Annotated in this window: 21 protein-coding genes; 6 read left to right on the top strand and 15 right to left on the bottom strand. The window is 65.0% G+C overall.

Going from position 1 to position 25416, the window contains the following annotated elements:
- Positions 1-9 precede the first annotated feature (9 nt).
- A complete protein-coding gene (locus HMPREF3115_RS08915) occupies positions 10-978 on the bottom strand; it encodes a LysR substrate-binding domain-containing protein (protein ID WP_006399677.1) in 969 nt (322 codons plus the stop codon).
- 121 nt (positions 979-1099) lie between these two features.
- On the opposite strand from HMPREF3115_RS08915, the gene HMPREF3115_RS08910 reads away from it, so the two are divergent.
- Entirely contained in the window at positions 1100-2116 is a 1017-nt protein-coding gene (locus tag HMPREF3115_RS08910) for an ABC transporter substrate-binding protein (RefSeq protein WP_070554149.1), read from the top strand.
- Positions 2117-2183: 67 nt separating this feature from the next.
- Here HMPREF3115_RS08910 and HMPREF3115_RS08905 read toward each other — a convergent pair whose 3' ends face one another.
- From HMPREF3115_RS08905 to HMPREF3115_RS08895, 3 genes are all read right to left on the bottom strand, one after another.
- Positions 2184-3329, bottom strand: coding sequence for a porin (locus HMPREF3115_RS08905; RefSeq protein ID WP_006403955.1), 1146 nt, complete (start codon positions 3327-3329; stop codon positions 2184-2186).
- A 212-nt stretch (positions 3330-3541) separates the two neighbouring features.
- On the bottom strand, positions 3542-4714 hold the full coding sequence (locus tag HMPREF3115_RS08900; protein WP_006403956.1) for a lactonase family protein: 1173 nt from the start codon (positions 4712-4714) through the stop codon (positions 3542-3544).
- Positions 4715-4865: 151 nt separating this feature from the next.
- Positions 4866-5792 carry a helix-turn-helix domain-containing protein gene (locus tag HMPREF3115_RS08895; protein WP_227747545.1) on the bottom strand — a complete coding sequence of 309 codons (927 nt, stop codon included), beginning with the start codon at positions 5790-5792 and terminating at the stop codon, positions 4866-4868.
- A 271-nt stretch (positions 5793-6063) separates the two neighbouring features.
- Between HMPREF3115_RS08895 and HMPREF3115_RS08890 the strand changes: the two genes are divergently transcribed.
- Together HMPREF3115_RS08890 and HMPREF3115_RS08885 are read left to right on the top strand one after the other, a co-directional pair.
- Entirely contained in the window at positions 6064-7128 is a 1065-nt protein-coding gene (locus tag HMPREF3115_RS08890) for a RodZ family helix-turn-helix domain-containing protein (RefSeq protein WP_227747546.1), read from the top strand.
- Positions 7129-7176: 48 nt separating this feature from the next.
- Entirely contained in the window at positions 7177-8214 is a 1038-nt protein-coding gene (locus HMPREF3115_RS08885) for a porin (protein WP_227747547.1), read from the top strand.
- A 146-nt stretch (positions 8215-8360) separates the two neighbouring features.
- Here the strand turns inward: HMPREF3115_RS08885 and HMPREF3115_RS31520 are convergent, their stop codons facing one another.
- From HMPREF3115_RS31520 to HMPREF3115_RS08865, 5 genes are all read right to left on the bottom strand, one after another.
- Entirely contained in the window at positions 8361-8705 is a 345-nt protein-coding gene (locus tag HMPREF3115_RS31520; protein ID WP_175835625.1) for a hypothetical protein, read from the bottom strand.
- Entirely contained in the window at positions 8666-10477 is a 1812-nt protein-coding gene (locus HMPREF3115_RS08880; RefSeq protein WP_227747548.1) for a hypothetical protein, read from the bottom strand. Before HMPREF3115_RS08880 ends, HMPREF3115_RS31520 begins: the two co-directional genes overlap by 40 nt.
- 217 nt (positions 10478-10694) lie before the next feature.
- Positions 10695-11681, bottom strand: a complete 987-nt coding sequence (locus tag HMPREF3115_RS08875; RefSeq protein WP_006399668.1) for a DODA-type extradiol aromatic ring-opening family dioxygenase — start codon at positions 11679-11681, stop codon at positions 10695-10697.
- A gap of 90 nt (positions 11682-11771) precedes the next feature.
- A complete protein-coding gene (locus HMPREF3115_RS08870; RefSeq protein ID WP_070554143.1) occupies positions 11772-13067 on the bottom strand; it encodes an MFS transporter in 1296 nt (431 codons plus the stop codon).
- 141 nt (positions 13068-13208) lie between these two features.
- Positions 13209-14183, bottom strand: coding sequence for an ABC transporter substrate-binding protein (locus tag HMPREF3115_RS08865; protein ID WP_006399660.1), 975 nt, complete (start codon positions 14181-14183; stop codon positions 13209-13211).
- A gap of 297 nt (positions 14184-14480) precedes the next feature.
- On the opposite strand from HMPREF3115_RS08865, the gene HMPREF3115_RS08860 reads away from it, so the two are divergent.
- Positions 14481-15506, top strand: coding sequence for a porin (locus tag HMPREF3115_RS08860; RefSeq protein WP_053298772.1), 1026 nt, complete (start codon positions 14481-14483; stop codon positions 15504-15506).
- Between the two features lie 582 nt (positions 15507-16088).
- Here the strand turns inward: HMPREF3115_RS08860 and HMPREF3115_RS08855 are convergent.
- From HMPREF3115_RS08855 to HMPREF3115_RS08835, 5 genes are all read right to left on the bottom strand, one after another.
- Complete coding sequence (locus tag HMPREF3115_RS08855) at positions 16089-16958, bottom strand: IclR family transcriptional regulator (RefSeq protein ID WP_006399656.1); 870 nt, start codon at positions 16956-16958, stop codon at positions 16089-16091.
- A gap of 95 nt (positions 16959-17053) precedes the next feature.
- On the bottom strand, positions 17054-18463 hold the full coding sequence (locus HMPREF3115_RS08850; RefSeq protein WP_006403965.1) for an MFS transporter: 1410 nt from the start codon (positions 18461-18463) through the stop codon (positions 17054-17056).
- A 103-nt stretch (positions 18464-18566) separates the two neighbouring features.
- Positions 18567-19400 carry a sugar phosphate isomerase/epimerase family protein gene (locus tag HMPREF3115_RS08845; RefSeq protein ID WP_006403966.1) on the bottom strand — a complete coding sequence of 278 codons (834 nt, stop codon included), beginning with the start codon at positions 19398-19400 and terminating at the stop codon, positions 18567-18569.
- Positions 19401-19430: 30 nt separating this feature from the next.
- Entirely contained in the window at positions 19431-20042 is a 612-nt protein-coding gene (locus tag HMPREF3115_RS08840) for an NIPSNAP family protein (RefSeq protein ID WP_006403967.1), read from the bottom strand.
- Entirely contained in the window at positions 20039-21784 is a 1746-nt protein-coding gene (locus tag HMPREF3115_RS08835; protein WP_053298773.1) for an FAD-dependent oxidoreductase, read from the bottom strand. The genes HMPREF3115_RS08840 and HMPREF3115_RS08835 overlap by 4 nt, the downstream gene beginning before the upstream one ends.
- 138 nt (positions 21785-21922) lie before the next feature.
- Between HMPREF3115_RS08835 and HMPREF3115_RS08830 the strand changes: the two genes are divergently transcribed.
- Positions 21923-22843, top strand: a complete 921-nt coding sequence (locus tag HMPREF3115_RS08830) for an NAD-dependent epimerase/dehydratase family protein (RefSeq protein ID WP_070554141.1) — start codon at positions 21923-21925, stop codon at positions 22841-22843.
- On the opposite strand, the gene HMPREF3115_RS08825 is transcribed toward HMPREF3115_RS08830, so the two are convergent.
- Complete coding sequence (locus HMPREF3115_RS08825) at positions 22840-23898, bottom strand: Gfo/Idh/MocA family protein (RefSeq protein WP_006403970.1); 1059 nt, start codon at positions 23896-23898, stop codon at positions 22840-22842. The two genes, HMPREF3115_RS08830 and HMPREF3115_RS08825, sit on opposite strands and share 4 nt — an antisense overlap.
- A 183-nt stretch (positions 23899-24081) precedes the next feature.
- On the opposite strand from HMPREF3115_RS08825, the gene HMPREF3115_RS08820 reads away from it, so the two are divergent.
- On the top strand, positions 24082-25380 hold the full coding sequence (locus HMPREF3115_RS08820) for an ABC transporter substrate-binding protein (protein WP_070554139.1): 1299 nt from the start codon (positions 24082-24084) through the stop codon (positions 25378-25380).
- The last annotated feature ends 36 nt before the right edge of the window (positions 25381-25416 follow it).

Here is a 25416-nt window from a genome sequence, read left to right as displayed (position 1 = left end):
CCCCCGCGATCATGCAGACTTGAGCGATCGGCGCGCCCGCTGGCTGCGTGCCGCAACGCGCGGTGCGGCCTCTTCGAGACATGCCACCACGAGTTGTGCGCTCGGCGTGAGACCGCGGCTGCGATTCCACAGCACGCCGGACGGGCGCAGCAGCCTCGGCAGGCTCAACGGCAGCGTGTGCAGCGGCTGTGCGGAATCGTTGGCGGGCGTATCGGCCATCACGGCGATGCAGTCGGAGACCTGAAGATGCGCGCGCACCACATGGATCGACAGCGTTTCGATGTAGTTGTTCGCGAGCGCCACCCCATGCGCCTCGAGCACGCGCTCGAGCGGATCACGCAGGATCGAGCCGGGTGGCGGAAGAATCCACGGGTACGGTTCGAGGTCCGACCATTTCACGCTCTTTCTGCGCGCGAGCGGATGGTGACAGCCGGTGACGAGCGTCACCGGGTCTTCGAGCAGTTCCTTTTCCACGAAACTGCTGAGCGTATCCGGCGGCGGCAGACGACCCACGACCAGGTCCAGATGGCCTTGCCACAGCTCGGGAAGCAGCCATGACGTCGTCCCCTCCATCACGGCCACGTTGGTGCCCGGCGAGCGTTGCTTCAACAGGCTGAGCGCCTCCGGCAGCAGCACGGAAGCCGACGCCGGCAACATGCCGATGCGCACCTTCCCTTCGGTTCCGGAACTCAGCGCCTTCAGTTCGTCGCGCGTTTGATGGAGGATGGCGACCAGTTCGCGCGCGCGTCGCACCAGGCACTCGCCGTATGGCGTCGGCACGAGACCGTGAGCCGTGCGAGAGAACAGCGTGAGCCCCAGCCCGCGCTCCAGTTCGGCCAGCGACTTCGACACCGCCGGTACCGTCACATGCGTGACTTCTGCTACCTGCGTCAGGTTTCGGTAGGTATCGATCGCCACGACGAGATGCATGTGCCGCGCTTTCAGGTTGACCTGAAGGTACCAGTCGAGCTCTGACACGTTCTCTCCCCCGTTGTGTAGCCTTCACCAGCCGGTTAAGTCAACGGCCATTTTACTCAATTGCCTCCGTGGTCAGCTTTCTGCCACATTACGGTCCGCACCACTCATAGCGGACCGACCGATGACCCAGCCTTTCGCCCGACGACGCTTCCTGCGCAACGCGGGTCTCGTCGGCCTCAGCGTCGCTGCCAGCAGGATAGCCGCACCCTTGCGCGCACGGGCCGCCGACACGCGGATCCGCATCGTCAGCAACCCTGGCCTCGAAAACGCAACCCTTAACGCGTTGATCGATGAAATGGGCTACTTCCGGCGATTCGGCGTGAACGCGTCGATCATGCAGGTACCCGGCGTCGCCGGCCCGTTCAATGCAATTGAAGCCGGTACGGCGGACCTCTGCATGGTCTCGGGCTACGACGGCGTGCTGTCGCGCATCGAACGAGGCGCACCTGTGAAGATCGTCGGAGCGGGAATGCGCAAATGCGCGCTGACGGTATACGCGCGGCCCGGCGAGGTCGAAAGCCTGGCCGGATTGAAGGGCAAAACGGTCGCGGTCGGGCCGGCGCTCGGCCTGCTGCACACGCTGATGCTGCAATTGCTGAAGGAAAAAGGCATCGATGCTTCGCAGGTCCGCTTCGTCGACAAGGGCAGCAACGACCAATGCTATGCGGCGGTCGTGAACGGTGAAGCCGACGCGTGCTGTGCAAGCATTTCGCACCGCAACGACGGCAACGGGCTCACGGCGATTCGGGAAGCCAATCTGTGGGAAGCGCTGCCTCGCTGCATTTTTCAGACGGCTTATGCATCGAATGCCGCCCTGCGCGACAAGCACGAAGCCATGGTGACGGTCATGGCCGCGTACGGCGCACTCTACGAATTTCTGATGTCCCCTGCGTCGCACGACGCGTTCTTCGACGCACGAAAACGCGCGCAGAAACGATTCGACGGCGCATCGGCACAGGCGATCTGGGATTTCAACCAGACAGACCGACCGTACTCGCGAGACTTGACGCTTACGCCCGACGACATCGGCTATCTGCAGGACATGTTCGTCGGCGTGGGGATCCTCCGGCACAAGCAGCCGTTCGCGGATGTAGCCGACATGTCGGCCGCTGCCGCTGCGGCCAAACTTCCGGTTTGAACAACCGACAACAGGGAACCGCCCGGCGCTGCGCGTTCGGGGCGGTTCACGTTACGCGGCGTTCACGTCAGAACGTATGCCGGATACCGGTGATGACCGACAGCTGCGAACTGCCCGCGGGCGGCGTCGGCACGGCCGTAATGGTCGTCGCCGCGAGCGCGAGATTGCCGTAGTTGTGAATGCGTTCGGCCGTCACATAAACGAGCGTGCGCTTCGACAGCAGGTATTCGCCGCGCAACACCAACACCAGCGCCTTGTTGCGCGAGTGATCGTATTTCAGCTGCGCGACCATGCCGTCCACATGCAGGAAAGGCGTCACCGGCACCGTGCCCGTCACCCAGAGCAAGTTGCTCTTTGGCGTGGCGAGGCCCTCGTCGTCGCGCCTGATCCAGCCCACGCCAACCTTGGCCCTGGAGAGCTTGAAGTAGCCTCCCAGGGAGAAACGGCTATCCGTGAGCTTCGGCGACGTGAGCCCGCCGAAAGTCCCGGACGTGCCGCCATAATTCCGCTCGTACGAAGTCGCCAGCCCCCAGAACCCTCCATCGTATTTGGCCATCACGGAGTATTCGCGGCATTCGTTCGACGGTGTCGTTTGTCCGGGGCAATTGGCAGCGGCGGCCGTGGCGGGATTGCCGTTCACCGCATCGCGACCGAAGCTGTAGTTCACGCCCGTTTCGAACGGGCCGTAAAAAAAGCGGTAGCTGATCGAGTTGTCCGCCCGGGCGTTTGCGATTCCGTTATCGAGCGTGGTCAAGCCTTGAGCGCCCGTGCCGAACGGATTGATGAAGGAAATCGCATAAAAGCGCATCGTGTACTGACGGCCGAACGTGATGCGACCGAATCTTCCGTCGAGGCCCACGTACGATTGCCGCCCGAACAGCCGTCCGCCCTGCCTCGAGCTTCCGTTGCTCGGCATGAAGCCGCCCTGCAAATCGAAAATGGCCTTGGTACCGCCGCCCAGATCTTCCGTGCCGCGAATGCCGAAGTAGGACGTCGCAGTGCCGTCGCCCATGCGGAAAACGTGGGTAGTGCCGTTTTTGCCTTGCGCCACGTTGTTGACGTACTCGAGGCCCTGGTCGATCAGTCCGTACATCGTCACCGCACTGGTCCCGGCGAATCGGCTGTCGGCCGCGGCTTCGTCTCCGGCATGCGCCAGCGTGGGCGCAATACAGGTCAACGCCGCGCACGCGAAAGTTGCGGTCCTGTGTCCCATGATTATTGCTGTCTCCTGAAGGGTCGGGGAACCCGTTTTTTGTTTGTAACGCGATGAAAGTTTTGCCCATGCGCCACGGCGACGCCATTGAGAAATGCGGCGTCCCGGTGGAGCAATTGGTTAACGCGTTAGCAGCCGGGCTCTTTGCCCGTTTTTTTCCCCTGTACGGAGACTGACCTGCGCTCGGAGCGTGCCTGGACGTTGTTACGGACTCATCTGACGAACGCGACGCTGACTGCCGTCGGCACCTCCGCTGTCGCACCGGTCGCGGCGAGTTTGCCGGAAGCCGGATCGACGCTGAACACGGCAACGTTTCCGCTGTGCTGATTCGCGACGAACAACCAGCGGCCCGACGGATCGAGCGTCATGCCCCAAGGCCGCGCGCCGCCGCTCGCAATACGCTGCAGCTCGCTGAGCTCGCCGGAGTCGCGATCGACGCGGTAGACGACGAGCGTGTCCTCTGCCCTGTCCTGTGCGTAGACGAAGCGTCCGTCGCCGCTGATCACGACCTCTGCTCCGCTCTTCGTGCCGCCGAATGAAGCGCTGCCGAGCGGCACCGTCTGCACCGCCGCGAGGCGTCCTTGCGCGGCCTCCCAGCGCAGCACGAAAATTTCGCCGCTCAGTTCGGTGATCAGATACGCGAACCGACCGTCGGGGCCGAATACGAGATGACGCGGCCCGCTGCCGGCCGGCGCCGAGAACGTACGCGGCGGGTCGGCATCGTCCGGCAGCAGTGCGCGCGTCGCCGCATCGAACCCGTACACGAACACGCGGTCCGCACCGAGATCGGGGACGAGCACGTATCGGCCGGACGGATCCACGACTGCATTGTGTGCATGCGCGCTGGCCTGCCGGCGCACATTCGGACCGGAGCCCACGTCGCGCACGGTCGACGCGCGCGCGCCAAGACTGCCATCCGGTTCGAGCGTGATGCTCGACACGGTGCCGCTGTCGTAGCTCGCGGCCAGCAACGTCCGCGACCGCATGTCGAGCGAAAGGTGGGTCGTCCCGCGCCCTGCCGAATCGACGCGGTTCAGTTCGGTCAACGCCCCTGTTTCCCGGTCCGCGGCGTACGCGGTAACGCTTCCTTCCCGCGACTTGTCGTCGTCGACCGCGTAGATCACCGGTCTTCGCGGGTCGCTCTCCACCCAGGTTGCGTTGATCCCTTTCGCGACCGGGCCGATCGCGGCCAGTGAACCCGTCGACGGGTCGAAGCGCAGCGCGTAAATCCGGGCCTGTTGGGTTCCCACATAAACCAGTTGCGTGCGGCCGCCCGGCGACGCAGCGTGCGCGTACGAGCCGATCGCGAACGCGCCGGCGAACAGCAACGATACCGCCGTCACCGCACGCCCCGTCCAGCGGACCGCAAGAATTCGTCGAATCATCTTTTTCGAGCTCCTCCATCCGGCCGGCAGCCGACCGCGATTCGGTCCGCCAGCACGATGGTTGCAGCCTATCCGCGATGCGCGCGGCCGTCCCGGTACAAAGCGTGGATTCGCCTGGACTTTCGGCATCCGGCTGCCGGCCGCCCGCGACTTATTGCGGCAATGTGCCTTCCGCGTGCTGGCGGGCGCTCACACGAAACTGGCTCGGCGTTTGCCCCACTTCGCGGCGAAAGAAGCGCGTGAAGTACGCGGCATCGGCAAAGCCGAGATCGAACGCGATCTGTTCGACCGACATGTCGCCGAAAATCAGTTTGCGCTTCGCTTCGGTCACGATGCGCGCGCGAATCATCTTCGTCGGGCTTTGCGCGACCGCCGACGCGCATGCGGCGCGCAGCTGGACCGGCGAGATCGCCATCATCGATGCATAGTCCTGCAGCGAGAGGTTCGATTGATAGTGCTGATCGATCAGCTTGCGAAAACGGTCGACAACGCGAAAGTCGTTGCGCGTTTCACCGTCGGCGACCCGCTGATCGAGCTGCGCTTCCCTGACGAGCAACAGCAGCAGCATCGTCAGCAGCGCGCGCGTGCCGGCGATGTGTCCTACCGAATGCGATTCGGCTTCCCGCTTCAGATCGCCGATCAACCGATACAACTCGATGCCGGTTTGCGTAGAACCGGCGAGCGGAATCAGACGGGGCGCCGACCACAGCGTGCAGAATTCGCGCAGCTCCGCGTTGATCTGGCGGAGATACGCGTCGTCGATCGTGACTACCCAGCGGTCCACGTCCACTTCATAGTCCAGACCGTGCACGCACTCCGTCGGCAACAGCAGCGCGCACGGCCCTTCGAATGGCACGCTGCTTCCTTCCAGGTTCATCACGCCGCGCCCGCGCAACACGAAAATCACCTGTCCATACGCCGGGTGCGCATGCGGCTCGGTGCGCCAGCGGCCGCGCTCGGTCACGTGGCCCACGTGCACGAACCAGTTCTCGTCCTCGGGGCGTTCCACATAGAGCCGGACCCTCGGCACCGTGGTCTGCCTTGCGCTACTGCTGTGCTTGTGATGCTGATCTTTCATCGCGCGACTTCGAACGTTCGACCAGAAAACGGCCAATCGTTTCACACATTCCGCGCATGTGCGACCTGATATTTACCCGGACGCGGATACCGGAGAAAAGTGCCAGCGAATCTAACTTTTGTGTAAAGGCATTCAAACCGGCATCGCATACATTGCGGTCCACGGCGACCATCCTGCGCGTCGACATCGTCGAGCGCCGTCACCGTGTTACGAAAAATTCAGAGTCGTGAATCGACCGCTTCCTGCATATCAACGAAATGTGGAAGGAGACATGAAAAAATCCACCGCTATCCGCGCGCGGCTGCTCGGCATCGCCGTGCTCGGCGGTATCGCCGGTCCGGCGCATGCAGCCGAAACACTACCGGGCCTCGACGCAGCGAGCGACGCCGCACGACTTGCGCAGGCCGAAAGACCAGCGCCAGCCGACCCAGCGGCACAGTCCGCGACGCCCGTCACGCTGTCGCAGGCGAGCACGCTGACTGCACCGCTGTCGCCGCCCGCGCAGGTCAGTGCGCCGACCTCATGGAACGATACGTATATCGGTTACCGCGTCGGCACCAATTTCTACTACCCGGGCGTGCGAACGGCGACAGGCGCACCGGCGAAGGTCACGCAGAACATCGGCTTCCTCACGACGACCGGTGGATTCCGGTACGGCAGTTATGCGTTCAACGTCGACTACCTCGTGTCGAACATGGCCAACCCGGAGGCGGGCCCGACGAATCAGTACGGCTACCCGACGCCCGGGTCCGGCGGTGCGCAGGAAGTCTATAGCGTCGGCCGCGTGTCGCTCAGTGCCAGCAGGATTTTCAACCGGCAGTTTTCGTACGGATTCGTCCGCGACGTCGGAGTGACGCTCGGCTACGAGTTCGGTACGAAGAACGACGCCTACGCGGAACGGGCCCGGATGTTCGTGGCCGGCGCGACCATCGAATTCGCGATTCCGCGCGGCTTCTGGAATATGACGCTTGGCGTGCGCACCGAGAGCAACCACGACGGCATTACGAACGTCGACGTTCACTTCAACCCGGCCGTGCACTTCGAGAGTTCGTGGCTTTATCCGTTCCGTCTCGGCCCGGTCCCGCTGGTGTTCAAAGGCTTCGCGAGCGTGACGGGGCCGAAGGGGAAAGATGGCTTCGGCGTGCGCACGACCACCGAGTTTCTCACGCGCGCTTATCTCATGGCGGACGTCGGATCGTTCGTCGGCCATCCGCGCACGATCTATGCGGGCATCGGCTACGAGTACTGGCACAACATGTACGGCACGCCGGCTTCGGAACAACCGGGGACCACGCAGACATCGGTGCCGATGTTCGTCGCGGAACTTCATTTCTGATTCGCGTGCAACCGCGTGCAGACGCGGTTATCCGCCTCGATGAACAACATGGAACGCACGATGCGCAAACCTCTTGTCGCTTTAGCCGGCGCGATGTCGGCTGCACTGATGCAGCCTGTCCTTGCCCAGTCGTCAGTGACGCTGTATGGCGTCATCGATGACGCGATCGAATACCAGAACGGCGGCAACGGCGCCGTCGCACGGATGACCTCCGGCGGCCTGTTCGCGAGCCGGTACGGGTTCAAAGGCAGCGAAGGCATCGGTGGCGGCTTGCATGTGAACTTTCAGCTCGAGCAGGGATTTTCCGGCGTGTCAGGCGCCGCCGCGAACGGAACCGCGGCTTTCAATCGCCAGGCATGGATCGGACTATCCGGCGGATTCGGCGAACTACGCTTCGGCTTGCAAAACACGCCGCAATACATCTTCCTGAATCCGGAGCTCGATCCCGTTGCGGTGATGAGCATGGGCTCGCCGATGCTCAATTTCAACAGCCTGACGATTCGCGTCAGCAACGCGATCGCGTATTTCACGCCGAACTTTCACGGGCTGACCGCGCAGTTCATGGTGGCGATGCGTGATTCGACGACGAAGCCGACCAACGGTATCCAGTTCTATAACGCGGCTGCGCGCTATGAGAATGGTCCGTTTCGCATTGCCGCCGGATACGAGCAGGCGCAGAACGCGTCAGGAACATCGACGCTGAAGGTGTTCAACGCCGGTGTGTCGTACGGCATCGGCAACGCCCGGCTTTTCGGCGCATACCACACCGAGAAGCAGACGGACAACAGCGTGAAGCGCGACTCGTACGAAGCCTCGGGCTCCTGGCTGTTCGGCCCGGCCGATCAGCTCGTGCTGATGTACGGTTACGTTCATGACCGCACGGGCAACGGCAACAATGCGCAGCAAGTCGGCATGACTTACGAGCATTACCTGTCGAAGCGGACCACGCTGTATGTGTCGGCCGCATTCATCGACAATCGCAACAAGGCCGCGTTCACGCTGAACGGCACTGCCTATGCAGGCGTGACGGTTGCGCCGGGATCGAATGCACGCGGTGCGATTTTCGGAGTCGTGCACAAGTTCTGAAGCGCTGCCACGTCGCCTGCCGACGATTGCCGGCCGCGTTCTACGTCGATGCCCCGGATCGCGCCGGACACCGAATCGCCGATTGCGACGTTGCTTTCGCCGGGCAGCCCCGGACGCCGCTGCCTGCATCGGCAATTGCGTCCTTGTTACGACAGCGTGACGCGCTTCTCCGACATGACCTTGCGAGCGTAGACCTCGTCAAGGTCTTTGCCGCTGGCGGCTCCGTTCGGCGCGTCGGGCGCGACCGGACTGCCGACCGTGAGAATCGAACGATTGCGGGCGACGTTGACTCCGTAATTGAGTCGAGCCTCACCGCCCATATCGGCACAACGACGCGCAGCAGCATATTCGAATGCTTTTGTCGCTCCATTTCCGACCAATATGGCAACGCCAATAAAAAAAGGCACTGCGCGTCGAACCCGCAGTGCCCCGAGACCCAGCACGAACCGCTTTAAAGCTTCGGAATATAAAGCGGCATCGAGTCTTCCCACAGCGTATCGGTAATCGCATGCCGGTCGCTACCGTCCGCATTCATCACCCAGTTCTGGCCGTCCGGCTGGAACGTGTCGTCGTACAGCGACAGCTCGTCGCGAAATCCGTACTCGCCCGAGCTGTACGCGATGCGCCCGTCCCATGTCCACGTCGCGTGAGCCTGGTTGGCGCCCGGCGGCGTCAAGCGGCGCACGTCGGTGCCATCCGGCTTGATCGTGTACACGTCGAAGTGAAACTTGTTCGCGTCGTTCGGGTTCACCTCCTTGCGCGTGAACACGATCCTCGTGCCGTCCGGCGACCAGCCGGGGAGATTGTCGGGCTCGGTGGTCAGCACCATCGTCTTACGCGTGTTCAGATCGAGAATTCGCAGGCCCTTGTCGGTCTCGCTCCACACGCGATAGACGATGCGCGTGCCGTCCGGCGAATAGCTCGGGAAGCCCGCGTTCTCCTTGCCGTCGGTCAGGATCTCCGGCTTGCCGTTCATGCTGCCGTCGGCCCTGATGCGCGCGATGCGGCCGGGCATATGGGCTCGCGTGAAGAACCAGCTGCCCACGCCAAACGCAACCCACTGCTTGTCCGGCGACCACGTCGGCTGGAACGCACCCGCGAGACCCATTGCGACCAGCTTGGGATCCAGACCGCTCGTCGCCGGATCGTAGATGTGGCGCGCATGACTGAAGTCGGTATCCGCGACGACGATCGACGAGCCGACCGCCTTCTCCGTGTACACGAGCGATTTTCCGTCGCGCGACAACTGCGGGAACACGTCGACGAAGCGATAGTTCCATTGCGGATCGAAGCGATATAGCGGCATACCGTTCGGGTGGAACGGTTTGCTGTACACGACTTTCTCGTAGACAACCTTCTTGCCGTCCGCCGAATAACGCGGCGAGCGAATACCGCTGCCCGCCGTCGCACGGGACTGCCCGGCGGTCGTATACAACCCTTCGGCTGCGCCGTTCTTGACCTGATATGCGACGTCGGTCGCGCCAACATATTGCGGGAACACCTTGAATCCCGGCGTATCGGTCAGCTGCTTGCGCACGCCGGTCGCGACGTCCACCTGCATGATCTGCGAGCTCACCTTGCCAATCGCTTCCGGGCGGTGCGCACCCCAGGTCGATTCCACCGGGGTTTCATAAAACACGATCTGCTTGCCGTCGTTCGACCACGACGGCGATCCGTCGGCGTAGCCCGCACGCGCCGCGATCTGTCGGAATCCCGTACCGTCCGGACGAATCTCATAGATGGCCGTTTCCTGCGTGCGCTCCCAGCCAACCGGCAAGTTGTGACCGCGCCACTCGGTGCCGAGATCGGAAGAAAACGCGATCCATTTGCCGTCCGGCGACCACGACGGCCGGAAGAAGCTATGCGGCTTGTCCGGATCGAAGCGGATGTCGCCCGTCACGTTGTGCAAGGCGCCAGTCTTCAGGTTAAGCGTCCAGATGTTGGTCGTGCCCCAGGTGTCGTTATCGCGACGCGACGATACAAATGCAATCACGTCCGGATCGGCCGGGTCGTAGACGGCCGCATCGCTCACACCGGTCCAGTCCGTCAAACGCTGCAGGCCGGTCCCGTCTATCCGCACGCGATACAGGCTTGCATGACCAAGACCGTCGCGCTCCGACGTGAACACGACCCATTTGCCGTCCGGCGAAAACGAGCCGTGGTAGTCGAAGCCGCCGGACGCGATCAACCGGTGTTCGTCGCTGCCATCGGCATTCGCGATGTACAGTTCCGACGTCGTGGGGCCGATGCGGTAAAGCAACAAGTCCCCTTTCGAACCGTCGGTCGCTGCTCCGGCTGCCGAAACGAACGCAGCGGCCACGGCAAACGCTGCAAACGACAGCGGTTTTCGTTTTATCTGAAGCGAAGAACACACAGTAACCGTCTCCATTTTGTAGTGAGGATCACATCGGTCTGCATCGTCCGGCAACGTGCGAGTGCCGGCAAACGACGTTTCTCTCGTCGACATGAATGCCGGCGGCTCAGTCGGCTGCGCGCCAGTACATGAAGCCCATTCCCTCGCCGGTGCCGGCCGGTGTACGCCAGCACGGAACGTAGTCGACCAGCGTCATCGGGGCGCCGGTCTTTTCCATCGCTTTCATCACGCTCGCATAGAGCTTGATTTCGGACGTGCCGGACTGATACGCACGGTTGTCGATCGCCGCAAGGCCGTCGTAGTCGTAGTCGGCGAGCATTTTCAGGATTCGGTGGTCGAACTCCTCGTCGTTCACGAAATGCGACAGGCCGCCGGACGCGAAAATGCCGATCCGCACGTCCTCCGGCCACGCGTTCAGCGCGTCGCGCAGCACGTCGCCGAATGCAATACAGCGCGACATCGACGGTTGGGTCGGCGGATAGAAGCAATTCATCAGCACCGGTACGTGAGGCGGCGGATCGTCGCTCATGATCTGGTGGTACACGAAGCTGTATGCGTGCGGTACCACGGGATAGTCGGGCAACGGCTTCATCCATACATTGTCGGGCCATGCGAACAGGTCGGTGAGGTCGAAGCCCTCGCGCTGAAACCGTTCGATGAGCCAGGCGGCGAGTTGCGGATGACAGCGGTGTGTGACGTGCCGATCCGGCGCATAGACCGCACGCTGGGGCGGCCCGTTATGCACTTCAGCGCCGCTGTAGATCGCAATCGACGGCGACTGATGCGTGAAGATTTCCTTCTGGTCCTTGCCGAGGATGATCGCGACGTCGATGCGTGCGTCGCGATACGCAGCGGCCATCGCGTCGAGCGCCGCCCGGCAGCGCGCCGCACGCGCGCGGCGCTCCTCGAGCGTCAGATACGGCTCGAAAGCGGCACCGCGATGCGCTTCGAGTTCGGGATAGGTCCATGTCCGGTTACGGAACCACAATTCAGGGTTCGCGCGGTCGCGTTCGCCGTTCTTGAGCCAATCCTCCGGCGCCTGCCCCAGCATGCCGCTATGGGGCACCGCCATCCCGAATACGATTTTCGCCATGTATGAAATATCCAGTCCAATACCGCGGGATCACCCGCCGTTACGTTTATCCGAAAGGAAATCCGGAAAAATTCCTGTGGTCGGCGACGGTTACGCCTCGCGCAACGGGCGCGGCGCCATGCTGACCTTCGGCGCCCATTCAGGGCGAAACAGCGTCAGCGTCGCCACTGCGCCGATCAGCAAGAACACGAGGATCACCATCATCGGCAGGTCGTAGCTGTTGCTGACGTGCAGAAGCCACCCGGACAGACTCGCCGCGACGCCGCCGGCAAGGCTCGTCGCGACCTGCTGCACGCCGGTCACGAGTCCGATCGCTTCGCGCGGAATCAGCGTGAGCCGCGACAGCACGAGATTGTTTGCAGTCGTGAAGCCGAGCAACGACAGCGACAGCACGTTCCAGAACAGCGCCATGTCGAGCGAATGCGCGTACGCGCCGAGCAGTACGGTGCTGCCGCCGCAGAAGCCGGCGATCGTGAAGCCCTTGCGTACGACGAGCGGGTTGCCGCCGCGCGCGATCACGAGATCCGCGGCCCACCCGGCCAGCGCGGCGACGACCGCGATGCCGACGAAGCTGAAGAACGTGTAGAGCCCCGACTGCGCAAGCGACAGTCCGCGCTGCTCGACGAGGTACGCGGGCATCCACGTCATGGAATAGAACGTAAAGTAGCCGTAGCAGAAGTTCGTGATCATGCCGCCCCACACGACCGGACTTGCAAGAACGCTGCCGAGCGATACCGAGCGCGCCGTGCGGCGGGCGTGTCTCAGCGACTCGCGGCTCGGCAGGTCGTTTCGCACGAGCAGCAACCACGGCGCGAGCCACAGCAATCCCAGCAACCCTGTCGCGACGAACATCGCCTTCCACGACCACACGACGATCACCCACGCGGCTACCGGCGCGCCGATCGCCGGCCCGAGCTTGTTGCCCATCGCAAGCAGCCCGACCGCGAGCCCGTTGCGGCGTTCGTCAAAGTTATTGCGAATCCAGCGGTAGCTCGCCGGAATCACGATCGCTTCGGCCACACCGATCACGAGCCGCATGACGACAAGGCCTGCGAGCGTCGACACGGCACCCATGAGCGCAGTCGCGATGCACCACAGCGCAAAGCAGATTGCATACGGCCACTTCACGCCGTAGCGGTCGGCTACCCAGCCCATCGGTACCTGGAACAGGCCGTAGGACCAGAAGAACGCTGCATTGATCCACCCGCGATCGATACTCGTCAGCGAAAATCGCGTCACGAAACTCGCATCTGCCAATGCGCTCGAAATGCTGCTGCGATCGACGAACGAAATCAGTACGCCGAGTGCAAGGAGCCCGAGGATGAACCAATGGTTCGAACCGCTGCGGTGCCCTGGTTTTGCTGTCTCCATCTGCCTTGTCTTCATGGTTCGCACTGCATTGCTACGCGTCCGGCGAGATGCGCACTGCGCGCGCCGGACCACTTGCCAACGTTCCGGCTCGAATCAGCGCCGGGTGCGGCTGCCTTGCCGTCTTACCGAAGAGACCATGCCGGTCTCCGGGGTGCGTTACGCTTGCGGGTCGACGAACAGCTCGTCAATTGACATGCGCCGCGGCGTCAGCCCCTGCTTGAACGCCGTCGCTTCGAGCGCCTCGATAGTCTTGATGTTGTCGTGCAGCCCGTACGGCAGCGGGTCGTGCCCGACGATCTCGCGCATACGCAGGTACTTGTTGTCGCTCGGACCGGCGACTTCGCCCGCATCGAGACGCGCAAGCCATTCCTTTTTTGCCTGAGCGAACGCGTCATATAGCGATTTTGCAATCCACGGGTGCTCGGCGAGTACGGAGTCCTTCACGACGATCGTGCCGTGCATCGGATAGATGCCGGTGCGCGCGTAGTAGTCCGCCTCCAGTTCGCGTGCGTTCGGGAACAGCTCCGGGTAATCCGCCTCCACCTCCTTCCAGCCGCCGGTCGGATTGCCGGTGCGGCCGATGCCCGCCGCCGCGGCAAAGCCGGCCGCGAGCTCGCCGCTCGCCATCATGTCGGCGAGCGACGTACCGTTTGCCGCGTGGACGACGTTCGGCGGCAGCTTCAACTGCGTCACATGCTCCTCGTCGTCGACGACCCACGTGACCTTCGACACGTCGACGCCGTATTCGTCGATCAGGACCTGCCGGGTCCATACGCCGGTCGTCACCGAGTACGCCCGCACTCCCACTTTCTTGCCTTCCAGGTCCTTCGGCGTGCGGACATTCGCGTCCGGGCGCACGAGCAGCCCGCCATGATGGAACGTACGCGTGACGAAAACCGGCAACGCGACGAACGGCGCTCCGAACGCGCGCGCGATGAGGTAAGTGGTTGGCGCGAGCTCGCACACGTCGAATTCGACGTCGCGCACCATCCGTCGGAATGCGCCGATCTGCGGTTTGACCGTCACGAATTCGGCCTGCACGCCTTCGATCGGAATCGAGCCGTTACGGATCGCTGCCGTATGCGGATATTCCGCGATTGCAATCTTGAGAGGGACTTTCCTGATCAACATCGTCTCCGCATGGTGGACCGTCGCCGTTGGCTGAAGCGGAAATGCCAGCGCCGGCGATCGGCTTGCAGACAGAACGATAGGCACAGGGCAAGGCGCCGTCCCTACAAAAATTGCAGATTCGCTGGCACTTTTCGCGAGCGCGGTAACGCACCCCGAAAAAAAGTACCAGCGAAAGCATCGTTTCTACAGAGACGTGGATCGTGCGAGGTTTCTATCATCCGCCGTACACAACAACGAACGCTCGCATTGCCCGGTTCGCGAAGCGCAGCCAGGCCGAAAAAAAACAGACGGAGACAAATGAAAAGGACTTCTCTCGCAGCAGTCGTCATGCTGTCGGCGTGCGCGTATCAGGCCGCTCACGCCCAGTCGTCGGTCACGCTCTATGGCGTCGTCGATAACGGCATCGAATATCAGAGCGGTGGTGCGGGACACGTTGTCCGCGCATCGTCGGGCGGGCTCTTCGCGACCGTCTACGGGTTCGTTGGACACGAAGACCTCGGCGGCGGGCTCCGGGTGAACTTTCAGCTGGAGCAAGGTTTTTCGGCGGTCAACGGCGCACCGCAGAATTCGGCGGATGCCTTCAATCGCCTCGCATGGGTCGGCATGTCCGGGCGCTTCGGCGAATTGAGGATCGGCCGGCAGAAGAAGCCGCAATATCAGTATCTCGACGGCGAAATCGATCCGCTGGCTGCGAAGTCGATCGCGTCGCCGCTGAACGACTTCGACGACGTGTCGGTGCGCGCGAGCAATGCGATCACGTGGTTCACGCCGGCGTGGCACGGACTCACTGCGCAGTTTCTCGTGGCGATGCGCGACTCGACGACTACGCCGTCGAACGGCCTGCAGTCGTACAACGTGGTTGTCAAATACGTCAACGGTCCGTGGCACATCGCGGCCGGCTACGACCGGCAGGACAACGCAGCCGGAACATCGGTGCAGAACGTGTTCACGGCGGCCACGTCGCTGAAGGTCGCCGCCGCGCGCTTCTACCTCGTCTATCACACCGAAACGCAAACCGACCACAGCCAGAACGAGGCGACCTGGTCGGCGTCGGTCTCGTGGCAAATCAACCCGACCAACGAGGTCGCCGCGCTGTATGGCTATCTGCACGATCGCACCGGCAACGGCAACAACGCACAGCAATTCGGCCTCGCATACGAGTATCTGCTGTCGAAATCGTCGATTCTCTATGTCGCCGCGGGGCTAATGGACAATCGCAGACGGGCTGCGTATGGACTGAACGGCACGGAGTACTCAGGCGTCGACGTCACGCCGGGCGCGACCGCGCGCGGCGTCATCGTCGGGCTCACGCACAAGTTCTGATCGGTCGGCGATTGCTCGCGCTGGCCACAAACCCACATGCCTCCCACACTTCGTGAGGGAGCCCGGCGGGACGTCAAGGATCGTCGCGCGCAGGCCGTTACGCATAAACCGCTTTCAAATCAGCGATCTGGATGACGCCGGCGGAAGAAGTGGAAACGGGGCCGAAGCCCTTATGGCGGAAGGCAGCCGACTGCAAGTATCGCTCGCGGAGATCCGCCAGGTGAGACTCCCGCAGGCGCAGATAGCCGCCTACCCACAATCCTGCCCATGTTTGGCGCCCCGCGTTCTGGTATCGACGGCAACGCCCTAACCGCAAAAGATGCGAGCAGTTTCCGGCCAAAATGTCACCTAACAGCGCCCTTACGGACTGGGTTGCGTTCGGACGCTCGCGGCGAGCCACCACGATGCTGGCATGCGTGCCATACGCGGATTCAGATGTCGCAGCGCCTCAGCCGAAGTCATGACGGGGCGCGATCCACAGCTCCGTAAACAGAGCGACCACAGCCCCCGGATGAGCAGCGGCACGTCGGTCGTGTCGCCCTCGTTACGAAAAGGAGCGTTTCGACACCGCCGTTCATCTCATCAATCCCTCGCCCCTCGCTTGCGCGTCGACGTTCTCGGCCTACTCACCGGGTCCGCTGCCAACTTCGCGGGCACGCCGGCAGCACCCGCCCGTTTGAACAGTGGAGAACCCAGCGTAGCTGCACTCATGTCCGACGCCGCCTGAAGCAGCAACGGCGCAAGTTCCTTGAGCCGTGACTCCGGCAGGCGGCTCGTCGGGCCGGCCAGGCTGACGATCCCGACCACCTCGTTCGTGACCGGATTGCGTACTGCGGCAGCGATCGACGTCATGCCGATCTCGTAGGTCTCGATCGCGACTCCGTAGCCGCGCTCACGCGCGCCCTTCAGATCTTTCAAGAACTGCTGGATCGTCTTCGGCGCCCGCGGCACATTCTGCGCCTTTGCACCAAGCCCGCCCTGCTTCGACACCAGCTCGAGCGCACGTTCGTCCGGCAGCGTGGCAAGCCAGGCCTGCCCGCTTGCGGTGCAATGCAGCGGCGGCTGGCTGCCCATGTCGGGGTCGTAGCGCAGCCCCGACTTCGCGCCCTGTGCCTTGCCGACGAAGGTGATGTGATCGTCTTCGACCACACCGAGCCGCGCCAGTTCGCCGGACGCCTCGGCCAATCGGTCGAGCACCGGCTGCGAAATGTCGAACACCCCACTCGTCGATAGGTAGATCAGCGCAAGCGATACCAGCTTCAGCGCAAGCATGTACTCACCATGCTCCCTGTCCTGCCGCACGAAGCCTTCGTCGATCAGCATCGACAGCAGTCGATGCGTACCGCTGCGCGGAATATTGAGCGTATCGGCAATGGTGGCCAGCGACATGCGGCCGCCGTTCTTTGCCAGCAATTCCAGCACTGCGAGCGCACGCTCGAGATTTCCTGCCATAGCGCCTTCTCATTCGTATCGTGATGGCAAATGAGAACACAATTCCATACTGGAACTCAAGCAGATCCTCGAGCGAACGCTCCCGCGACGCGCGCTCAGTGGCCCGCGCTCACGCTGACGGGCACGAAGGTGCCGCGATGACGCGCGCCCTTGAGCAGCACCGCCGCGCCGCCCACCGCCGCTGGCACCGCGAGCGCCGCGAACACCTGCCCGAAGCTCCAGTTCGCGTGCAGCATCGCCGCACCCAGCATCGCGCCCGCAATGCCGCCGAAGCGGCCGACGCCGAGCATCCAGCTCGTGCCGGTCGCGCGCATCTCGGTAGGGTAGGAGCCGGCCGCGAGCGCGCAAAAGCCGGTATTCGAGCCGTTCATGCAATAGCCGATGCCAAGCGCCAGCACGCAGATGACCGCGAACGAATGGGCCGACGCGCCCATGTACCATGCGAGCGCGCCACCCGCCAGCACGGTCGCGCCGAGCGCGCGGTGCGGATTGAAGCGATCCATCTGCCAGCCGATCAGCACTGAGCCGACCGTGCCTCCGGCCTGGAACAGCGCGCCGACGACAGCCGCCTCGCCCAGCGAAAACCCGAGCCCGCGAATCAGCGTCGGCAGCCAGTTGCCGAGCAGGTAGACGGTAAGCAGGCCCGCGAAATAGCAGATCCACAGCATCACCGTGCCGAACGCATGCTCGCGCGACAGGATCGCCCGCACCGGGCTGCGCGCGTCGCGCGCCGGTTCGTGCGACACGAAACGCGTGCGCTCATCGGCGATGCCGGGCTGCACGCGGTTCAGCACGCCGACCAGACGCACGCGCCGGCTCTCCTTCAGCGCAAGATAGCGTGCGGATTCGGGCAGCCATCTCGCGAGCACCGGCACGTAGGCGACCGGCAGCACGCCACCCAGCAGCAGCACCGAATGCCAGCCCCAGGTCTCGATCAGCCATGCGCTCACGAAGCCGCCGCCCGCCGCGCCGAACGTGAAGCCGCAGAACACCGCCGTCACCATCAGTGCCCGGCGCCGCGGCGGCGCATATTCGGCCATCAGCGTGGCCGCGTTCGGCATCGACGCGCCCAGGCCGATGCCGGTCAGGAAGCGCAGCACCGTCAGCGACGCGACGCCGGTCGCAAAGGCGGACGCCACGCTCCATATCCCGAAGAACAGCACCGCGCCGACCATCACCGTCTTGCGTCCGAAGCGGTCGGACATCGGGCCGGCGGTGAGCGCACCGAACGCGAGGCCGAGCAGGCCGCCGCTCATCACGGGGCCGAGCGCGTCGCGCGGAATCGCCCATGCGCTTGAAATCGACGGCGCGATAAAGCCGATCATCACCGTGTCGAGCCCGTCCAGCATCACGATCAGCATGCATAACAGCAGAACCAGCCACTGGAAGCGGCCGACCGGTTGCGCGTCGAGGAAGTACTGGACGTCGAGCGGCTCGATCCGATCCGTTTCGCGATACTGATTAATATGAGGTCGTGGCCGAGCGGCCGCTTGCGAGGAAGTCATCGAATGTCTCCGGAGTATCGTTGTTGTCGTCGCGTCGAATGCCCGGGCCACACGCGGGCGTTACGCCGCAGGTGAAGCCCGGCCCGTCGTTGCCGCCGCGCGCTCAGGCCGGCACGGCCGCCGCGTCGATCACCGCGCGTGTCGCTTCGCGCAGCCGGCGCGCGCGCGCCACCGCAGGGGTCGTGTTCGCCCATTGCTGGTTCGGCACCTCGACGCTCACCGGCAGGTGCGCGGGCAGCGCGCGCAGGATGCCCGTCAGATCGAGGCCGCCGTCACCCGGCATCAGCCGCGCGCAGCGCGCCTGGAACAGCAGCGTGTCGACGTCGGTCGGCCGCTCGGCCGGCGCATCGCAGAACTGCACGTAGCCGAAGTAGTGGCGCGGCAACGCACTCAACGTGTCGAGCGACGACCCCGCGCGGTCGAAGTGGATTGGATCGACGATCAGCCCGGTGTTGCGACGGCCACATGCATCGACGATGCGCGCGCCGATGTCGAGATCCTTCACGTCGGTCCACGGCATCGGCTCCAGCGACGGCGACAGGCCGAGCGGCGCGGCGAGATCGCACAGACGGCCGAGCCGCTCGACGGTGCGCGCTTCGTCGGGATCGTTGCCCGCGACGAGCACGTAGCGCGCGCCAAGTTCCGCGGCCGTTTCGAGCATCGGCAGGTAGTCCGTCACGTCGGTATCGGGCTTCAGACGTGCGATTTCGACGTCGAGCACGCGCATGCCCGTATCGCGCAGGACCGCCAGCGTCTCGCGCCGCAGCGGCGTGTCGCCGACAATCGCGTGGCGGACCTCGGTATCGGTGGCCGGCAGCAGGCGCAGGCCGACGTAGTCGTAGCCCGCGTCGACCGCGCATTGCACCATCTGCGGCGGATTCAGCTCGAGCACGGTCAGCGCCGACAACGACAGCGCGCGGGATTGAGGCTGGGTCATGTCGTCTCCTTGATCGTCATCGCGTCACGTTCAGCGCAGCGGCGAAAACGGCGCGGGCACACAGATCGTCGAGGCCATCGTCGTCAGGTGCGCCGGGCCGCCCTTCGGCGGCCAGATGCCGTCCTTGACCGCTTCCGCCCGAATGCGCGAACGCTCGTCCACGCTCGCATACGGCCAGATGTTCAGAAAGCGCGGCACGTCGCCGTCGAGCGCATACATCGCGCCGACCAGCGGCGAGCGCTTGATACGTTCCGGCACGGCCTGTTCCCACACGTCGATCGTCTGCTGCAGGCTGCCGAGCTTCGTGCCGTACACGCGCATCTCGTAGATGCCGCCGTGCACGGCCGGCTCGATCGGCGGCAGGAACGGGAACAGCGCGTAGCTGCCCGTCTTCACGTCGACGATGGCGTCGCCGCAGCCGAACGGGTTGCCTTCGAGCAGCATTCGCTTGCGCTCGGCGACCAGTGCGGCTTCCGACGCATAGCCGCGCAGCACCAGCACCTGGCCGAGCGCGCCGATGTCGGAATACCAGCAGCCGAGCAGCCTGCCGCCCTGCGGATCGCCGCTTGCCTGGATCCCTTCGAAGACCCGCGCATTCGCGCCGATCTTCACCGTAAGCGTCACTACGTCATACAGTGTCATTCCATTGTCCTCGAGGATGAATCGACGCCGGGGCGCGCGCCATCGGGCGCGGCGTCGGCAAGAGAAAGCGCGGCGAGATAGCCGAAGGTCATCGCAGGCCCGAGCGTGATGCCGCCGCTCGGATAGCAGCCGCCCATCATGCTGGCTGCATCGTTGCCGACCGCGTAGAGGCCGGCGATCGCCGCGCCGCTTCGATCGAGCACGCGCGCATCGCGGTCGGTCGCGAGGCCCGCGAACGTGCCGAGGCTGCCGGGCAATAGCTTCACGGCATAGAACGGCCCCGCCTCGATCGGCGCGAGACACGGATTCGGCCGATGCGCCGCATCGCCCTGCACGCGGTTGTACGGCGTCGAGCCTTTGTGAAACGCCGGATCGGCGCCCTGCTTCGCATACTGGTTGTACGCGGCCACCGTGTCCGCGAGCGCACGCGCATCGATCCCGCACGCGTGAGCCAGCGCATCGAGCGTCGCGCCGCGCTTCAGGTAGCCGGAACGCAGGTACGGGCCGACCGGGAACGGCCGCGGTTTCGAAAAACCGAGCCCGTAACGCCGCTGGAAACGGTGGTCGCAAATCAGCCATGCGCAGACTTCGTCGCCGGCGGGCGTCGTATCCAGCAGCGCGGAGATGAAGTCGTGATACGACGACGCCTCGTTCACGAAGCGCCGGCCTGCGCGCGTCACCGCGATCACGCCCGGTTTCGCGCGCTCGATCAGGTGCGGAAATGCAACGGCGGCGGCGCCCGCTTGCGGCACCAGCGACACGGGCGCCCACGCGGCCGGCGCATCGAGCGTCTGGTCGAAATGCGCGCCGACCGCTTCGCCGAGCCGGATGCCGTCGCCGGTATTGCAGAGCGGCGCTGCCGACCAGTGTTCGCGCCCGGACGGCGTATACGCGAAAGTCTGCGCGCGCCGCGCCGGATCGTGCGGAAAGCCGCCGCACGCAAGCACGACCCCGCGCGCTGCGCGTACCTCGTGCACGACGCCGTCGATCTCGACCCGCGCGCCGGTCACGCGTTCGGCGTCGCGCATCAGGCCGATCGCTTTCGCATGCGTGCGCAGGTCGACGCCGCGATCGGCCGCCGATTTCAGCAGCCGAGCGACGAGCGCATTGCCGTTGACGAGATGCATCGAACGTCCGTAGCGCAGCTTGTGCCACGCAAATTCAGCTAGCCGGCGACTCGCGTACAGCGCCGACTTCGGCGAGCGCGTCGCGCGATAGAAATGCGCGAGATCCTGCCCGGACGCGAGCGCCATCCCCTTGAGCGTCGTGACCGATAGCGGCTCGCGCAGCTTGTCGATCAGCGGGCCGAGCTCGCGGCCGTCGAACGGCATCGCGCAGACCGAGCGCCCGCCCGCACCGGCGCCCGGCGTCGTATGGAAATCGGGAATGCGGTTGCCGTCGATGAAGCGCACGGCCGTATGCCGTTCGAAGAACGCGACCATCTCCGGGCCGCGTTCGAGCAGCGCATCGACCTTGTCGGCGTCGTAGTGCGCGCCCAGTTCGTGCTTCAGATAGGTGCGCGGCGCGTCGATGTCCTCGCGGATTCCCGCGCGCGTCGCGAGCGGATTGCGCGGAATCCACATCCAGCCGCCCGACCACGCGGTCGTGCCGCCGAACACGGCCTCCTTCTCCGCGACGATCACGCGCAGGCCCCGCGCGGCCGCCGTCACCGCCGCCGCGAGCCCGCCCGCGCCGGAGCCCAGCACCAGCACGTCGCAGTCGAGTATCGGTTCACGCTTCATGTTCGCTATCGCCCGTTCAGTGTCCCCAACGCCGGATGCGATGTCATCGCGACGTTTGTGGAATGTTCTTTCGATGTGGAATACTATTCCACTAATTCGAGTTTCGCAAAGACTTTGTGACGACAGGGAGGCACGACAATGCGGGTACTGGTAACGGGCGGCAGCGGTTTTCTCGGCGCGTGGATCATCAGGAGGCTGCTGGCACGCGGCATCGACTGCGTGAGCTTCGACGTGGGCGCGAACCCGCGCCTGGTCGAAGCGCTCGCCCCCGCGCGCGCCGCGGCGGTGCACTGGCGCACGGGCGACGTCGCCGATGCGGCGGCCACCGCGCGCGCGCTCGACGGCTGCGACGCGGTGATCCATCTCGCCGGCATCCTCACGCCCGCCTGTGCGGCCGACCCGCTGCGTGGCGCGCAAGTCAACCTGATCGGTACGCTGAACGTGTTCGAGGCCGCTCGCGCGGCCGGGCTGCGGCGCGTGCTCTATGCGAGCAGCGCCGGCGTGTTCGGCCCGGACGACGGCGCGGTGCCGCTGCCGCAGACCCACTACGGCGCGTTCAAGCTCGCGTGCGAAGGCTCGGCGCGTGCGTACTGGCACGACCACGGGATCGCAAGCGTCGGCTTCCGCCCGCTGGTGGTCTACGGCGCCGGACGCGAGACCGGCTCGAGCGCCGGGCCGAGCCTCGCATGCCGCGCGGCCGCACGCGGCGAGCGCTATACGATTCCGTTCAGTGGCACGACGGGCCTCGTCTACGCGGACGATGTCGCGGCTGCGTACGAGGCCGCGCTGCTGCACGACTTCGACGGCGCGCACGCGTTCACGCTGGCCGGCGAGATCACGCCGGTGACCACGCTGATCGAGCGGATCGCGGCCCTCGCGCCGGATGCGCACATCGATGCGGACGGGCCGCCGCTGCCGATCGCGACGGACTTCCTCGACGATCCCGCGCTCGCGCGGTTGCTGCCGGGCCTACCGCGCACCGCGCTCGATGACGGCCTGCGGCAGACCATCGCGTTCTATCGCCACGGCGTGCCGGCGCTCGCCGCGGCCGGTCGCTAGGGCCTGTTCACGGTCACGACGGCGGCGGGCGCCACCGCGGTGCGCGCCGCCACCGCGCGATGCACGGCGAGCGTCGCCGCGAGTGTGCGCGCCGCGTCGTCCGCCGAACACAGCGGCGCTTCGTCGCCGGCGATCACCGCCGCGAAATGGCGCAGCTGCTCCTGGTAAGGGTCTGCGTCGTGCGGCGTGCAGCGCTCGACCGTCAGCGGCTCGTGCCAGCCCTTCGCGCCGCGATACGCCCAGAGATCGAGCTGCGGCAGCGTGAGCGACGCATCGGTGCCGATCAGGAAATGGGTATTCACCTGCTGGCGCGGATAGTGCGCGGCCTCGCCCGCGGCGAGATCCCAGTTCCACGGCGACACCGCACAGTCCGACACGGCCAGCGTGCCGAGCGCGCCGCTGTCGAAGCGCAGCAGGACCGCAGCCGTGTCCTCGACGTCGAAACCGCGCACGCCGTTCGAGCTCTGCGCGCAGACTTCGACGATCTCGCCGAGCAGGAAACGCATGATGTCGATGTCGTGAATCAGGTTGATCAGCACGGGGCCGCCGCCTGCCTGGCGGCGCCACTCGACGTCGAAATACGCGTCGGGCTTGTAGAACGTCGCGAGCGCATTGGCCGCGACGGGCCGGCCCAGCCGACCCGACTGCACGATCTCGCGGGCACGCCGCAGTATCGGATTGTGCCGACGATGGTGCCCGACCAGCAGCGGTACGCCGGCTTCGCGCGCGGCGCGGCTCATGGCAGCCGCCGCGTCGACGCTGTCCGACACCGGTTTCTCGATCAGCGCGGGGACGCCGCGCGCGATACATGCGAGGCCGACCGCCACGTGTGTCGCATTCGGCGTCGCGACGATCGCGCCGTCCGGACGCACCTCGTCGAGCATCGCCGCGTAGTCGGCGAACCAGCGCAACCCCTCGGCGCGCGCGAACTGCTCCGCCGCCGGCGACGGGTCCGCGATCGCCACCACCTCCACCTGCGGATGCACCCGCGCGCGCTCCACATGCATCCGTCCGATCGCACCAGCACCGATCACTGCCAGCCGTCTCCTTGCCATCGCTTCATCTCCTTTTCGGGTTTACGACGCGTGTCCGCGACCAACCGGGTGAATACCCCGATTTCTTGAAATCGTCTTTGATTGTTGAATGCTATTCCAGTTTGAACTAGAGTTCACCAAAAAATTGCCGCGCGCCGCGAGGGCGCGGCGTCGACCCATCACCGGGAACAGGAGCGCAGACAGATGACGGACCAGCACCAGCAGGACGACACCCTTTCCAGCCATCGGCGCGACGCATCCGACAGCCCGGCGCCGTCGCGACGCGCGTGGCTCGTGACCGCGGGCAAGGCGCTCGCGGGCGGCGCGGCGGCGCTCGCCGCGCCCGCGATCGTGCGCGCCCAAGGCGAGCAGCCGCTGAGGCTCGGACTGCTGATGGCCAAGCAGGGCGTATGGACCGAACAGGGCGAAGTGATCGCCAACGGCGTCAAGCTCGCGCTCGACGACGCAGGCAACCACGCGCGCGGCCGCCGCATCGATCTCGTGTGGTACGACGAACCCAATCCGCAGTCGGCGCAGCAGAACATGCAGAAGCTCGTCGAGCAGGACAAGGCGATCGCGGTGATCGGCGGCACCAACAGCGGCACGTCGCTGGCGATGTCGTCGGTCGCGTGGCGCACCAAAACGCCGTATATCGCGCCGAACGCCGCCGCGCGCGAGCTGACCGGCAGCAGTTGCAACCCGTATACGTTCCGCGTGCTAAGCCCGACGCCCGTCACCTGCCGCGCGCTCGCGCCGTCGCTGTTCGCGATCGGCAGGAAATGGCACTTCCTGGTCGCGAACTACGCGTACGGACAGGACATCCAGCGTTCGATGTCCGAGCTGCTGAAGCAGTCCGGCGGCACGATGACCGGCGCGGACGTCACGCCGCTGAACACGACCGATTTCAGCTCGTTCATCCTGAAGATCCGCCAGTCAAAGCCCGACGTCGTGCTGCTCGGGCTGCCGGGCGGCGACCTGTCGACGTTCCTGAAGCAATACGCGGAAATGGGCATGAAAGGCCGCATTCCGGTCGCGTGCCCGATCATCGGCGATTCGGATCTGTGGTCGATCAGCGTCGATGCGGCCACCGGCTACTACGGCAAGCCGTGGCACTTCAGCTCGCCCGGCCATTCGGCGGACGAAGTCGCGTTCGTCAAGCGCTACACGGCGAAGTACGGCAAGCCGCCCGCCGACAAGGCATGGATCGGCTGGTTCACGACGCGCGCGCTGCTGCAGGCGATCAACCAGGCGAAAAGCACGTCCGGCGCGGACATCGTGCAGAGCCTCGAGACCGTGCAGCTCGTCGACGGCAGCGGCCCCGCGCACTTCCGTCCATGGGATCACCAGCTGCTGCGGCGCTGGACCGTGTTCAAGGTGAAGGACCGGATCGCCGACAAATGGGACTGGCTCGACCCGATCTCCGTCGTGCCGCAGAACCCTGCCGAACTCGACCGCCTGTACGGCACGCGGCAGGAGATCGGCTGCACGATGGCCGCGCGCTGACGGCGCGCCGCCGCCTCGCCGGCGCATGCGCCGGCA

It is taken from the genome of Burkholderia sp. HMSC10F09, assembly GCF_001806955.1.
Lineage (GTDB): Bacteria > Pseudomonadota > Gammaproteobacteria > Burkholderiales > Burkholderiaceae > Burkholderia > Burkholderia multivorans.
Note: the sequence above shows the minus strand (reverse complement) of the source record. Positions and strands in the feature narration are given on the sequence as shown.